At 61.6% G+C, this 12,641-nt stretch carries 14 protein-coding genes; 12 read left to right on the top strand and 2 right to left on the bottom strand.

Features of this window, described 5'->3' with window-relative positions; translation table 11 throughout:
• Window positions 1-2: 2 nt before the first annotated feature.
• The 10 genes from AC3ZU9_RS07550 to hemN all read left to right on the top strand — a co-directional run bounded on the left by AC3ZU9_RS07550 (window position 3) and on the right by hemN (window position 9,151).
• A complete protein-coding gene (locus tag AC3ZU9_RS07550; RefSeq protein ID WP_003175465.1) occupies window positions 3-188 on the top strand; it encodes a CcoQ/FixQ family Cbb3-type cytochrome c oxidase assembly chaperone in 186 nt (61 codons plus the stop codon).
• Complete coding sequence (ccoP, locus tag AC3ZU9_RS07545; RefSeq protein ID WP_015885301.1) at window positions 185-1,162, top strand: cytochrome-c oxidase, cbb3-type subunit III; 978 nt, start codon at window positions 185-187, stop codon at window positions 1,160-1,162. Before AC3ZU9_RS07550 ends, ccoP begins: the two co-directional genes overlap by 4 nt.
• A 171-nt stretch (window positions 1,163-1,333) precedes the next feature.
• Window positions 1,334-1,588, top strand: a complete 255-nt coding sequence (locus tag AC3ZU9_RS07540) for a type II toxin-antitoxin system Phd/YefM family antitoxin (protein ID WP_010208555.1) — start codon at window positions 1,334-1,336, stop codon at window positions 1,586-1,588.
• Window positions 1,588-1,998, top strand: coding sequence for a type II toxin-antitoxin system VapC family toxin (locus AC3ZU9_RS07535; protein ID WP_490090508.1), 411 nt, complete (start codon window positions 1,588-1,590; stop codon window positions 1,996-1,998). Before AC3ZU9_RS07540 ends, AC3ZU9_RS07535 begins: the two co-directional genes overlap by 1 nt.
• 207 nt (window positions 1,999-2,205) lie before the next feature.
• A complete protein-coding gene (gene ccoG, locus AC3ZU9_RS07530; protein WP_102062025.1) occupies window positions 2,206-3,633 on the top strand; it encodes a cytochrome c oxidase accessory protein CcoG in 1,428 nt (475 codons plus the stop codon).
• A 21-nt stretch (window positions 3,634-3,654) separates the two neighbouring features.
• Entirely contained in the window at window positions 3,655-4,194 is a 540-nt protein-coding gene (locus tag AC3ZU9_RS07525) for a FixH family protein (protein ID WP_015885303.1), read from the top strand.
• 111 nt (window positions 4,195-4,305) lie between these two features.
• Window positions 4,306-6,750: a heavy metal translocating P-type ATPase gene (locus tag AC3ZU9_RS07520; RefSeq protein WP_490090507.1), complete on the top strand. Its 2,445-nt coding sequence runs from the start codon at window positions 4,306-4,308 to the stop codon at window positions 6,748-6,750.
• Window positions 6,751-6,772: 22 nt separating this feature from the next.
• Window positions 6,773-6,991 (top strand): cbb3-type cytochrome oxidase assembly protein CcoS, encoded by a 219-nt coding sequence (ccoS, locus tag AC3ZU9_RS07515; protein WP_046035979.1) that lies wholly within the window; start codon window positions 6,773-6,775, stop codon window positions 6,989-6,991.
• Window positions 6,984-7,667 carry a sulfite exporter TauE/SafE family protein gene (locus AC3ZU9_RS07510; protein ID WP_122810137.1) on the top strand — a complete coding sequence of 228 codons (684 nt, stop codon included), beginning with the start codon at window positions 6,984-6,986 and terminating at the stop codon, window positions 7,665-7,667. Before ccoS ends, AC3ZU9_RS07510 begins: the two co-directional genes overlap by 8 nt.
• A gap of 101 nt (window positions 7,668-7,768) precedes the next feature.
• Window positions 7,769-9,151 (top strand): oxygen-independent coproporphyrinogen III oxidase, encoded by a 1,383-nt coding sequence (hemN, locus tag AC3ZU9_RS07505; protein ID WP_046035977.1) that lies wholly within the window; start codon window positions 7,769-7,771, stop codon window positions 9,149-9,151.
• Here hemN and AC3ZU9_RS07500 read toward each other — a convergent pair whose 3' ends face one another.
• Window positions 9,152-9,646, bottom strand: coding sequence for a hypothetical protein (locus AC3ZU9_RS07500; RefSeq protein ID WP_490090506.1), 495 nt, complete (start codon window positions 9,644-9,646; stop codon window positions 9,152-9,154).
• A gap of 156 nt (window positions 9,647-9,802) precedes the next feature.
• Between AC3ZU9_RS07500 and fnr the strand changes: the two genes are divergently transcribed.
• Together fnr and AC3ZU9_RS07490 are read left to right on the top strand one after the other, a co-directional pair.
• Window positions 9,803-10,537, top strand: a complete 735-nt coding sequence (gene fnr / locus AC3ZU9_RS07495; RefSeq protein WP_015885309.1) for a fumarate/nitrate reduction transcriptional regulator Fnr — start codon at window positions 9,803-9,805, stop codon at window positions 10,535-10,537.
• Window positions 10,538-10,643: 106 nt separating this feature from the next.
• Entirely contained in the window at window positions 10,644-11,192 is a 549-nt protein-coding gene (locus tag AC3ZU9_RS07490) for an adenine phosphoribosyltransferase (protein WP_015885310.1), read from the top strand.
• Window positions 11,193-11,325: 133 nt separating this feature from the next.
• Here AC3ZU9_RS07490 and AC3ZU9_RS07485 read toward each other — a convergent pair whose 3' ends face one another.
• The gene (locus AC3ZU9_RS07485; RefSeq protein ID WP_490090505.1) at window positions 11,326-12,474 is read right to left on the bottom strand and encodes an acyl-CoA dehydrogenase family protein; all 1,149 of its coding nucleotides are present in this window, start codon (window positions 12,472-12,474) and stop codon (window positions 11,326-11,328) included.
• Window positions 12,475-12,641: the final 167 nt, after the last annotated feature.

Genomic DNA, 12,641 nt, shown 5'->3' with positions numbered 1-12,641 from the left:
TCATGGATATCGGGATGATTCGTGGCTTGGGCACCGTTGTGGTGATGGTGGCCTTTATCGGCCTGGCGTTGTGGGTGTTCAGCCCCAAGCGCAAGTCGGAGTTTGAAGACGCGACCTTGCTGCCTTTTGCGGATGATCCCGAAGCCATCAAGCACGTCGAGCAAGCTTCTAGGAGTAACAAAGAATGACTACGTTCTGGAGTCTGTACGTCACAGTCCTCAGCCTGGGTACCATCTTCGCCCTGACCTGGCTGCTGCTGTCGACCCGAAAGGGCCAGCGCGCCGAGCAAACCGACGAGACCGTCGGCCACTCGTTCGACGGCATCGAGGAGTACGACAACCCGCTGCCCAAATGGTGGTTCATGCTGTTCGTCGGCACCATCATCTTCGCCCTCGGCTACCTCGCGCTGTACCCCGGCCTGGGCAACTGGAAGGGCCTGTTGCCGGGCTACAACTACCTCGACAACGACAAGCAAACCCCCTTCGCCAACGGCCAGACCGGCTGGACCGGCGTGCACGAATGGGAAAAGGAAATGGCCAGGTCGGACGCTAAGTTCGGCCCGATCTTCGCCAAATTCGCGTCGATGCCCATTGAAGAAGTGGCCAAGGACCCGCAAGCCTTGAAGATGGGTGGCCGCCTGTTCGCCTCCAACTGCTCGGTGTGCCACGGTTCCGACGCCAAGGGCGCCTACGGCTTTCCCAACCTGACCGATGCCGACTGGCGTTGGGGCGGCGACCCGGCCACCATCAAGGAAACCATCATGAAGGGCCGCCATGCGGTGATGCCCGCCTGGCTGGATATCCTCAAGGAACAAGGCGTCAGCGATGTGGCCGCGTTCGTCGTCACCAACCTCGACGGGCGCAAACTGCCGGAAGGGGTGAAAGCCGACGTGGCCAACGGCGAAAAACTCTTCGCCGCCAACTGCGTGGCCTGCCACGGCCCGGCCGGTAAAGGCACGCCCGCCATGGGTGCACCCGACCTGACCCACCCTGGCGCGTTCATCTACGGCTCAAGCTTCGCCCAACTGCAACAGACCATCCGTTGGGGCCGCCAGGGCCAGATGCCTGCGCAGGAGCAACTGCAGGGGAACGACAAGGTGCACTTGCTGGCAGCCTATGTTTACAGCTTGTCCCATGGGGATAAGAAGGCTGAAGAGCAGTAAGACCTCGAAACATCAAAGCCCCGTGCAGCGAAAGCTGGCGGGGCTTTGTTCATTCTGGCTTTCGAAGACTCTGTAAGCAGGTACCCGCTACCACTCGTAGCCTCACACTTGCGGCCTGCAACAACCAAGTAGCAACGTAACTACATCCAGCCATATAAAGGGGGCTCCCCCATGACCATCACCACCATTTCCAGCCGCGAATTCAACCAAGACACAAGTGGTGCCAAAAAAGCAGCCCGCCAAGGGCCGGTTTTTATCACCGATCGCGGCAAGCCGGCCCATGTACTGCTAAGCATTGAGGACTATCAGAAACTGACAGGGCTCAATGCCGACATCGTTGATCTGCTAGTGATGCCAGAAGCGGCCGATATCGACTTCGAAACCGAACGCGCCGTGATCACTCATCGACCTGTGGACCTCTCTTGATGTATCTACTCGACACCCATGTTATTTCTGAACTTCGCAAACCCCACGCCGACGCAAAGGTGGTCGCATGGGCAAAGAGTGTCATCGCTCCACGCATGTTTATCTCTGCGATAACGCTTAAGGAACTGGAGACCGGCGTCTTGCGCATAGAGCGGCGAGACCCGGCGCAGGGGAAGGTATTGCGTACCTGGCTCAAACGCCATGTGATGCCCGCTTTCGATACCCGAATCCTGCCTGTTGACGCTGCGGTCGCACTGCGTTGCGCACATTTGCATGTTCCAGAGCGGGCCAATGAAAGTGATGCGTTGATCGCCGCTACCGCCTTGGTTCATGGCCTCACCGTTGTGACGCGCAACGTCAGTGACTTCACATCCAGTGGCGTTTCACTGATTAATCCATGGGACGAATAACCGGCTTGGCCGCAAAAACCGTCCATACTTCCCAAGTCAATTGATCCAGATCACGTACACCATCAATTGATTTCACCCAACGCGACCAAAGGTCGCACCCTTGACGTACTATCGGGGGCGTATCATTAAGCCACTGCAACACCCTTCATTTGACCCCGGTTGGCACGTACTGGCCGAGGCAAATCTCCACCGCCGTGGGATGCAATGATGAGCAACCAGATACCGGTACATGACGTTACCCCGCCTGCCAAACACACAAACGGTTCCGACAGTAAAACCGTCGACCTCTACGCCTCGCGAGAGAAAATCTACACCCGCGCCTTCACCGGCCTGTTCCGTAATTTGCGCATGCTCGGCGGTGCCGGCCTGTTCCTGCTCTACTTCGGCACCGTGTGGCTGAACTGGGGCGGCCACCAGGCCGTGTGGTGGAATCTGCCCGAACGTAAGTTCTTTATTTTTGGCGCGACCTTCTGGCCCCAGGACTTCATCCTGCTCTCAGGTATTTTGATTGTTGCGGCGTTTGGCCTGTTCTTTATCACCGTGTATGCCGGTCGCGTGTGGTGCGGTTATACCTGCCCGCAAAGCGTATGGACATGGATCTTCATGTGGTGCGAAAAGGTCACCGAAGGCGACCGCAACCAGCGCATCAAGCTGGATAAAGCGCCGATGGGCGCCAACAAATTCCTGCGCAAATTCAGCAAGCACACCCTGTGGTTGCTGATCGGTTTTGTCACCGGCATGACTTTCGTCGGCTACTTCTCCCCCATCCGCGAACTGGTGTTCGAGTTCTTCACCGGCCAGGCCGATGGCTGGTCGTATTTCTGGGTCGGCTTCTTCACCCTCGCCACCTATGGCAACGCCGGTTGGCTGCGCGAACAAGTGTGCATCTACATGTGTCCGTACGCGCGCTTCCAGAGTGTGATGTTCGACAAGGACACCCTGATCGTTTCCTACGACCCACGCCGTGGCGAGGTGCGTGGCCCGCGCAAAAAAGGCATCGACTACAAGGCTCAGGGCCTGGGGGATTGCATCGATTGCACGATGTGCGTGCAGGTGTGCCCGACCGGTATCGACATCCGCGACGGCCTGCAGATCGAGTGCATCGGCTGCGCCGCCTGTATCGACGCCTGCGACAACATCATGGACAAAATGGACTACCCGCGCGGCCTGATCAGCTACACCACCGAGCACAACCTGTCGGGGCAGAAGACCCACAAGCTGCGCCCGCGCCTGATCGGTTACGCCCTGGTATTGCTGGCGATGATGGGCCTGCTGGCGGCGGCATTCTTCATGCGCTCGCTGGTGGGTTTCGACGTGAGCAAGGACCGTGTGCTGTACCGCGAGAACGCCGAAGGCCGTATCGAAAACGTCTACAGCCTGAAGATCATGAACAAGGACCAGCGCGACCACACCTACGTGCTCGATGCCGCGGGCTTGCCGGACCTCAAGCTGCAAGGCCGTCGCGAAATCAAGGTGGCTGCCGGCGATATCGTCAGCATGCCGGTTGAGCTGTCGAGTGCGCCGGAACAGTTGCCGTCGAGCACCAACGAGGTGACATTCATCCTCACCGATGCCGATAACGCCAGTGTCCACATTGAAGCCAAGAGCCGATTCATCGGCCCCCAAGTCCGCTAATCGCTAACAGAGAACCGAACAATGTCCGTAGCAACTGCCGCAAGCCCTTGGTACAAGCACCTCTGGCCCTGGATCATCATTGGGATCCTGGCCTGCTCGGTGACCTTGACCTTGTCCATGGTGACCATCGCGGTGAATAACCCGGACAACCTGGTCAACGACAACTACTACGAGGCCGGCAAAGGCATCAACCGTTCCCTGGACCGCGAGCTGCTGGCCCAGACCCTGCAACTGCGCGCCAAGGTGCACCTGGATGAGCTGACCGGTGAAGTCGAGGTGAACCTCACCGGCAACAGCAACCCGACCACCCTGGAATTGAACCTGATTTCCCCGACCCAGCCAGAGAAGGATCGCAAGATCAACCTGGCCCGCAGCGACAGCGAACCCGGCCGCTACATCGGCCAAGTCACCGATAAGGTCGAAGGCCGGCGCTTCGTCGAGTTGCTCGGTGTGGAAGGCGATCGCACCTGGCGCATGTTCGAGGAAGAACAGGTCAGCCACGACAAGGACTTGCTGCTGGGTGATGAACCGTTGCAGGGTGCCGAAGACCTGAAAAAATAAACACCTGCGCTTCGTGCATCGCGGGCAAGCCCGCTCCCCCTGGATCGCGGTCCCCTGTGGGAGTGGGCTTGCCCACGATGAGGCCCTCCCAGCCCCTATAGATTCCAGATCATGACCACCCCCTGCTACCACTGCGCCCTCCCCGTCCCCTCCGGCAGCCGGTTTACCAGCGTGATCCTCGGCGCGCGCCGCGAGCTGTGCTGCCCCGGCTGCCAGGCCGTGGCCGAAGCGATTGTGGCCGGGGGCCTGGAAAGTTATTACCAGCACCGCAGTGAAGCCTCGGCCAACCCCGAAACGCTGCCGGTGCAGTTGCTGGACGAGCTGGCGCTGTATGACCGCGCCGACGTGCAAAAACCTTTTGTGCGCCACGAAGGCGACCTCGCCGAAGCCACCCTGCTGATGGAAGGCATCAGCTGCGCCGCCTGCGGCTGGCTGATCGAAAAACACCTGCGCAGCCTGCCCGCCGTGGCCGAGGCGCGGCTGAACCTGTCCAACCACCGCTTGCAGGTGCGCTGGGCGGATGGGCAACTGCCGCTGAGCCAGCTGCTCAGTGAGCTGCGCCATATCGGCTACGCCGCCCACCCCTATCAAGCCGACCGCGCCGCCGAGCAACTGGCCGGCGAAAACCGCCTGGCCCTGCGCCAACTGGGTGTGGCCGGGCTGTTGTGGTTCCAGGCGATGATGGCAACCATGGCCACCTGGCCGGAATTCAATATCGACCTGAGCCCGGAGCTGCATGTAATCCTGCGCTGGGTGGCGATGTTTCTCACCACGCCCATCGTGTTCTACAGCTGCGCACCGTTTTTCAAGGGGGCGATGCGCGACCTGCGCACGCGCCACCTGACCATGGATGTCTCCGTGTCATTGGCCATCGGCGGTGCGTACCTGGCGGGGATCTGGACCGCGATCACCGGCGTGGGTGAGTTGTACTTCGATGCGGTGGGCATGTTTGCGCTGTTCCTGCTGGCCGGTCGCTACCTGGAGCGCCGCGCCAGGGAGCGTACGGCCGCGGCGACGGCGCAGTTGGTCAACCTGCTGCCCGCCTCCTGCCTGCGACTCAAGGTCGATGGCCAGAGTGAACGCATCCTGCTCCCCGAACTGGCGCTGGGCGACCGTGTACTGGTGCATCCTGGCGCGGTGCTGCCGGCAGACGGCGTGATCCTCGACGGCCACTCGAGCATTGATGAATCCCTGCTCACCGGTGAGTACCTGCCGCAACCGCGCCAGACCGGGGATGCGGTCACGGCGGGCACCCTTAACGTCGAAGGTGCCTTGACCGTCGAAGTGCGTGCATTGGGTCATGACACGCGCCTGTCCGCCATCGTGCGCCTGCTGGAACGGGCCCAGGCCGAGAAACCGCGCCTGGCGCAGATCGCCGACCGCGCCGCGCAGTGGTTCCTGTTGTGCTCGCTGATCGCGGCCGCGCTGATCGGTCTGCTGTGGTGGGAGCTGGACGCTTCACGGGCGTTCTGGATTGTGCTGGCGATGCTGGTAGCGACCTGCCCTTGTGCGTTGTCCCTGGCCACGCCCACTGCCCTCACCGCCGCCACCGGCACCTTGCACAAACTGGGGCTGCTGCTGACCCGTGGCCATGTGCTGGAAGGGCTGAACCAGATCGATACAGTGATTTTCGACAAGACCGGCACCCTTACCGAAGGGCGCCTGGCATTGAGAGCGATCCGGCCCTTGGGCAGCTTGAGCACCGACCTGTGCCTGAGCCTCGCCGCCGCCCTCGAAAACCGCTCCGAACACCCGATTGCGCGTGCCTTTGGGCGTGCACCGCTGGCCGCCGACGAGGTGCTCAGTTCGCCAGGACTGGGCCTTGAAGGCCGCGTGGGCGAGCGCCTACTGCGCATTGGTCAACCGGGCTTTGTCTGCGAACTCAGTGGCTGCCCGATTCCCGCTGCGCCGGAGCTTTCCGGCCAATGGCTGCTGCTTGGCGACCGCGAAGGCGCCCTGGCCTGGTTTGTGCTCGATGACCGCCTGCGCAGCGACGCCCCTGCGTTGCTGGCCGCGTGCAAGGCGCGCGGTTGGCGCACGCTGCTGCTGTCCGGGGACAGTTCGCCGATGGTCGCCAGCGTCGCCGCCGAGCTGGGTATCGATGAAGCCCACGGCGGCCTGCGCCCGGATGACAAGCTGCGCGTGCTGCAACACCTGCACAAGGAAGGCCGCAAGGTGCTGATGCTCGGCGATGGGGTCAACGATGTGCCGGTACTCGCCGCCGCCGACATCAGCGTGGCCATGGGCACGGCCACGGACCTGGCCAAGACCAGCGCCGATGCCGTGCTGCTGTCCAATCGACTGGACGCGCTGGTACACGCCTTTACCCTGGCACGACGCACCCGCCGGGTGATCATTGAAAACCTGCTCTGGGCCGGGCTGTACAATGGCCTTATGCTGCCGTTTGCCGCCCTGGGCTGGATCACCCCCATCTGGGCCGCGATCGGCATGTCCCTCAGTTCATTGACCGTGGTGCTCAACGCCCTGCGCTTGACTCGCCTGCCGAGCGCGCCGGCGGCCCGAGCCCCCTCAGTAACCCGCCCGCTGCCGGTGTGAACCGCGCGAGCATGGAGTGCAGATGCCAGCTTTATACGTGATGATTCCGGCGGCGCTGCTATTAGTGGGTGTGGCCATCTACATCTTCTTCTGGGCCGTGGACAGCGGGCAGTACGACGACCTCGACGGCCCGGCCCATAGCGTGTTGTTCGACGACCAGGACCCGAACCACCTGGCTGCCATCGACGAAGCCAACGACGCCGAACACCCGTCCAAGCCCAAAGACCCGCCCCATGTTTGAGCTGGCGCCGCTGTTGGTCTCCGCGCTGATCCTCGGCCTGCTGGGGGGCGGCCATTGCCTGGGCATGTGCGGCGGGCTGATGGGCGCGCTGACCCTGGCGATTCCCAAGGAACAGCGTGGCCGCAGGTTTCAACTGCTGCTGGCGTACAACCTGGGCCGAGTGCTCAGCTACGCCGCGGCCGGGGTGTTGATCGGCCTGGCCGGCTGGGCGGTGGCGAACAGCCCGGCGGCGATGTTCATGCGCGTACTGGCCGGGCTGTTGTTGATCAGCATGGGCCTGTACCTGGCCGGCTGGTGGAGCGGCCTCACCCGCATCGAAAGCCTCGGGCGCGGCCTGTGGCGGCATATCCAGCCCATGGCCAGCCGTTTGTTGCCGGTCTCCAGCCTGCCGCGCGCATTGCTGCTGGGCGCGTTGTGGGGCTGGTTGCCGTGCGGGTTGGTCTACAGCACGTTGCTGTGGGCAGCCAGCCAGGGCAATGCGCTGGACAGCGGCCTGTTGATGCTGGCGTTCGGGCTGGGGACCTGGCCGGTGCTGTTGGCGACCGGCCTGGCGGCTGAGCGCGTCACGGCGCTATTGCGCAAACGCAGCGTGCGCATGGCCGGAGGGCTGCTGGTGATGCTGTTCGGCATATGGACATTGCCCGGTCCGCATCAGCACTGGTTGATGGGCCACTAACGCGCTGTGGCATAGCGCCGCTCCCTGTTGATGCAAATCAAGGTGCGCCCCCCGGCCAGCCCCTAGACTCGGCCCACTAGCCTATCCGGGGGAACGCCCGCATGCTCGACGCCATTCGTTGGGACACCAATCTGATTCACCGTTACGACCTGGCGGGACCGCGCTACACGTCCTACCCCACCGCCGTACAATTCGACAGCCAGGTCGGCACCTTTGACCTGCTCCACGCCCTGCGTGAGAGCCGCAAGGCCGCGCGGCCGCTGTCGCTGTATGTGCATGTGCCGTTCTGCGCCAACATTTGCTATTACTGTGCCTGCAACAAGGTGATCACCAAGGACCGCGGCCGCGCCCTGCCCTACCTGCAACGGCTGGAGCAGGAAATCCAGCTGGTGGCCTGCCACCTCGACCCGAAACAACCGGTGGAACAGCTGCACTTCGGCGGCGGCACGCCGACCTTTCTCAGCCACGACGAATTGCGCCAGGTCATGAACTGCCTGCGCCAGCACTTCAACCTGCTGGATGATGACTCCGGCGACTACGGCATCGAGATCGACCCGCGTGAAGCCGACTGGGCCACCATGGGCCTGCTGCGTGAGCTGGGTTTCAACCGCGTAAGCATCGGCCTGCAAGACCTCGACCCCGAGGTGCAACGGGCCGTCAATCGCCTGCAAAGCCTGGAGGAAACCCGCGCGGTGATCGATGCGGCACGTACGCTGCAATTTCGCTCGATCAATATCGACCTGATTTACGGCCTGCCCAAGCAAACGCCCATCAACTTCGCGCGCACGGTAGAGGAAGTGATCAAGTTGCAACCGGACCGCCTGTCGGTGTTCAACTACGCCCACCTGCCGGAACGCTTCATGCCCCAGCGGCGCATCAACACCGACGACCTGCCCTCCCCGGCGGAAAAGCTGCTGATGCTGCAAACCACCATCGAGCAACTGACCCAGGCCGGTTACCGCTACATCGGCATGGACCACTTCGCCCTGCCGGACGACGAACTGGCCATCGCCCAGGAAGAAGGCACCCTGCAACGCAACTTTCAGGGCTACACCACCCACGGCCATTGCGACTTGATCGGGCTCGGGGTGTCGGCGATCAGCCAGATCGGTGATCTTTACTGCCAGAACAGCAGTGACCTCACCGGCTACCAGAACACCTTGGCGGGCGCGCAACTGGCCACCAGCCGCGGGCTGGTCTGCACCACGGACGATCGCTTGCGACGGGAAGTGATTCAGCAGTTGATCTGCAATTTCAGCCTGGCATTCGAGAACATCGAGCAGGCATTCAACATTGATTTTCGTGGGTATTTCGAGGAGATCTGGCCGCAACTCCAGGCAATGGCCGAAGATGGCCTGATCGAACTCGACGCCCAGGGCATTCGTGTATTGCCCGCCGGGCGACTGCTGGTGCGGTCGGTGTGCATGGTGTTCGATGCCTACCTGGAGCACCAGAACAGGCAACGATTTTCACGGGTGATCTAGTTATACCGATAACGAAGCGGCCTTGAGCGCATCTTGGCTGCTAAGACCTTTCATCGTCTTGGCCAGGGAGGTCTGCGCGGTCACAAGGCTGGCTTGCAAGCTGCTGAGCGCGCCTTGCAGGTTACTGATCTTGATCCGCGCTTCTTCCGGGGTGAGGCGCTTGTCCGCCATCACCGCCTGCAGCTCGGCCTGCTTTTCGGCGATCTGCGCCTTGATCTGGCGAATCATCTTGAGGACCTGTTGGACGTTGTCCGGCAGACCACTCTCTTCGATATCGTTGTTGGATTGCTTAACATCGCTGAGGGTTTTTAACGCCGCACCGGAAATGGTCACCTTCACGCCCTCCTCCTCTTTGGGCGCGCGCAGCGGAGCGGTAGTGCTGTCCTTGAGATCTTTGGCGGCCTTGGCAGCCTTGGCTTCCGCCACCAGATCTTTAGGCTCCGAAAAGGACTGAACACCAGTACTGGCCGGATTGGTTGCACCAATGGAAATCATGATTCGAGCCTCCCAGGCTCACGAGGTAGTAACCGTGTATCGGCATCGATACAAAAAGCTTTATACGGCTGTCGTTTTTTTGTACAGGCTGGCCTCACTGCCACCCAGTGCGTTACCCTTACGTCTTATGTGTGTTTTCCCACAAGGATTTAAGAAATGTCCGAGCCAGTTAAACTGCGCGCTCACAGCCAGGCCCATTGCAAGGATTGCAGCCTGGCCCCCCTCTGCTTGCCACTTTCGCTGAATTTGGAAGACATGGATGCGCTGGACGAGATCGTTAAACGCGGTCGCCCGCTGAAAAAAGGCGAGTTTCTGTTTCGCCAGGGTGACAAGTTCGATTCCGTTTATGCAGTACGTTCGGGTGCGTTGAAGACCTTCAGCCTGAGCGATGGCGGCGAAGAGCAGATCACTGGTTTCCACCTGCCCAGCGAACTGGTGGGGTTGTCGGGCATGGACACCGAGATTCACCCGGTGTCGGCCCAGGCCCTGGAGACCACATCGGTGTGCGAAATCCCCTTCGAACGCCTGGACGAACTGGCCCTGCAATTGCCGCAACTGCGCCGCCAGCTGATGCGAGTGATGAGCCGCGAGATTCGCGACGACCAGCAAATGATGCTGCTGTTGTCGAAGAAAACCGCCGACGAGCGCATCGCCACGTTCCTGGTCAACCTGTCCGCACGGTTCCGTGCCCGTGGTTTCTCGGCCAACCAGTTCCGCCTGAGCATGTCGCGCAATGAAATCGGCAACTACCTGGGCCTCGCGGTGGAAACCGTGTCCCGCGTATTCACCCGCTTCCAGCAGAACGCACTGCTTGCCGCCGAAGGCAAGGAAGTGCATATCCTCGACCCGATCCAGCTGTGTGCACTGGCCGGTGGTTCGCTCGAAGGTTAAGGCACTCGAAGGTTAAGAGAAGGGTTGATCCAGACACCTGCGGCGCGCCAATCGGCGAGGTCGCAGGTATACTTCGAGTCCGTTTCCAGCCCAGGACTCTTCGACGATGACCTTCGATTCGTTCGACATCAAATCCCTGATCCGCCCCGTCATCGACTTCCCCAAGCCTGGGGTGATCTTTCGTGACATCACTCCCCTGTTCCAATCGCCCCGCGCCCTGCGCCTGGTAGCGGACAGCTTTGCCCAGCGTTATGTCGAAGCCGACTTCACCCATATCGGCGCGATGGATGCACGGGGCTTCCTGATCGGCTCGATCATCGCCTACCAACTGAACAAGCCGCTGATCCTGTTCCGTAAGCAGGGCAAGCTGCCCGCCGACGTGCTGGCCGAGGGTTATCAGACCGAGTACGGCGAGGCCTTCCTGGAAGTGCACGCGGACAGCCTGTGCGAGGGCGACTCGGTGTTGATGTTCGATGATTTGATCGCCACCGGCGGCACCCTGATCGCCGCGGCGAACCTGGTGCGGCGCATGGGGGCGAAGATCTTCGAAGCAGCGGCGATTATTGATCTGCCGGAGCTGGGTGGCTCGCAGCGGTTGGAAGAGATGGGGATTCCGACGTTTTGCTTGACGCAGTTTGCGTTGACTGAACGTTAAGGTTTACCTGGGCCGGCCTCTTCGCGAGCAAGCCCGCTCCCACATTTGATCGTATTCACAGATATGAATGTGTGAACCCAATCAAATGTGGGAGGGGGCTTGCCCCCGATGAGGCCATCCGCAGCACAGCACATCACAACCCCATCTGCTTGCTGATGATCTCATTCATCACTTCACGCGTACCGCCACCGATGGACAGGATGCGGTTGTCACGGTACAGCCGCTCCACCAGGCTGCCGCGCATATACCCCTGGCCACCGAGGATCTGCACCGCGTCGTAGGTGACGCGGTCGGCGGTGTCGGTGGCCAGGTTCTTGGCCATCGAAATCTCCTTGATCACGCTGATACCTGCGGCCATTTTTGCCGCCTGGCGGTAGGTGAATTCGCGGGAGACTTCCACGGCAGTGGCCATCTCTGCCAGGCGATGCTTGAGCACTTGGAATTTACCGATAGGCCTGCCGAACGCTTCGCGCTGGGCCGCCCATTTGAGGCTTTCCTCCAAGGCCATCTGCGCGGTCATGTTGGCCATCAGTGCCAGGGCCAGGCGTTCGCTCTGGAAGTTGCCCATGATGCAGGCAAAGCCCATGTTCTCGGCGCCGATCAGGTTGCCTACGGGCACGCGGCAATCGTCGAAGAATAATTCAGCCGTGTCCGACGCCCACCAGCCCATTTTCTTCAGCGGCTGGCCGACGCTGAAACCGGGGGTGTCTTTTTCGATCAGCAGCAGGCTGATACCGGCAAAGCCAGGCCCGCCGGTGCGCACGGCCACGGTGTAGAAATCGGCGCGGATGCCGCTGGTGATGAAGGTCTTGCTGCCGCTGACGCGGTAATCGTCACCGTCGCGAATGGCGCGGGTCTGCAGGCTGGCCACATCGGAACCGCCGCCCGGTTCGGTGACCGCCAGGGCGATGATCTTTTCACCCGACAGCACCTGCGGCGCCACCCGTTCGCGCACCTCGGGCCGGGCCCATTTGACGACGGGCGGCAGGCCGATATCCAACGACCCCAGCCCCGCCACGACACCGCCAGAGCCGCAGCGCATCAACTCCTCGCTGGCGGCCACCTTGGCGAACAGATCGCCTTCATGGCTACCCCCCAGGGCTTCGGGATAACCGATGCCGAGAATCCCCGCCGCGCCGGCCTTGAGGTACAGCTCGCGGGGAAAGCTTTCCGCCTCCTCCCACTGCTCGATGCCGGGCAACAGCTCACGCTCGACAAAGCGACGCACGCTGTCGCGGACCAATTGGTGGTTGGGGTCGAAGTAGTCCAGGTAGGCAGACATCGGCAAACTCCACGGGGGGATGGAGGGAAATTACCAAGCGCTTGCTTGGTTATCAAGCCGTACTCAGCTATTGCTAATGGCACAAACCCAATATGGAAAGGGGCTTGCTGTGGTGAAGGAGCCAGTCTCCCAGCAAATCTAATGGGGCTGCTTCGCCGCCCAGCGCA

It is taken from the genome of Pseudomonas sp. A39 (assembly GCF_058145955.1).
Note: the sequence above shows the minus strand (reverse complement) of the source record. Positions and strands in the feature narration are given on the sequence as shown.

Bases quoted from the DNA above. Each gene is read 5' to 3' on its own strand.
- ccoP (WP_015885301.1), top strand. From the start codon at position 185: ATGACTACGTTCTGGAGTCTGTACGTCACAGTCCTCAGCCTGGGTACC.
- AC3ZU9_RS07535 (WP_490090508.1), top strand. From the start codon at position 1,588: ATGTATCTACTCGACACCCATGTTATTTCTGAACTTCGCAAACCCCAC.
- AC3ZU9_RS07500 (WP_490090506.1), bottom strand. From the start codon at position 9,646: ATGATTTCCATTGGTGCAACCAATCCGGCCAGTACTGGTGTTCAGTCC.
- AC3ZU9_RS07520 (WP_490090507.1), top strand. From the start codon at position 4,306: ATGACCACCCCCTGCTACCACTGCGCCCTCCCCGTCCCCTCCGGCAGC.
- AC3ZU9_RS07485 (WP_490090505.1), bottom strand. From the start codon at position 12,474: ATGTCTGCCTACCTGGACTACTTCGACCCCAACCACCAATTGGTCCGC.
- fnr (WP_015885309.1), top strand. From the start codon at position 9,803: ATGTCCGAGCCAGTTAAACTGCGCGCTCACAGCCAGGCCCATTGCAAG.
- AC3ZU9_RS07510 (WP_122810137.1), top strand. From the start codon at position 6,984: ATGTTTGAGCTGGCGCCGCTGTTGGTCTCCGCGCTGATCCTCGGCCTG.
- ccoG (WP_102062025.1), top strand. From the start codon at position 2,206: ATGAGCAACCAGATACCGGTACATGACGTTACCCCGCCTGCCAAACAC.
- ccoS (WP_046035979.1), top strand. From the start codon at position 6,773: ATGCCAGCTTTATACGTGATGATTCCGGCGGCGCTGCTATTAGTGGGT.
- hemN (WP_046035977.1), top strand. From the start codon at position 7,769: ATGCTCGACGCCATTCGTTGGGACACCAATCTGATTCACCGTTACGAC.
- AC3ZU9_RS07490 (WP_015885310.1), top strand. From the start codon at position 10,644: ATGACCTTCGATTCGTTCGACATCAAATCCCTGATCCGCCCCGTCATC.
- AC3ZU9_RS07525 (WP_015885303.1), top strand. From the start codon at position 3,655: ATGTCCGTAGCAACTGCCGCAAGCCCTTGGTACAAGCACCTCTGGCCC.
- AC3ZU9_RS07540 (WP_010208555.1), top strand. From the start codon at position 1,334: ATGACCATCACCACCATTTCCAGCCGCGAATTCAACCAAGACACAAGT.
- AC3ZU9_RS07550 (WP_003175465.1), top strand. From the start codon at position 3: ATGGATATCGGGATGATTCGTGGCTTGGGCACCGTTGTGGTGATGGTG.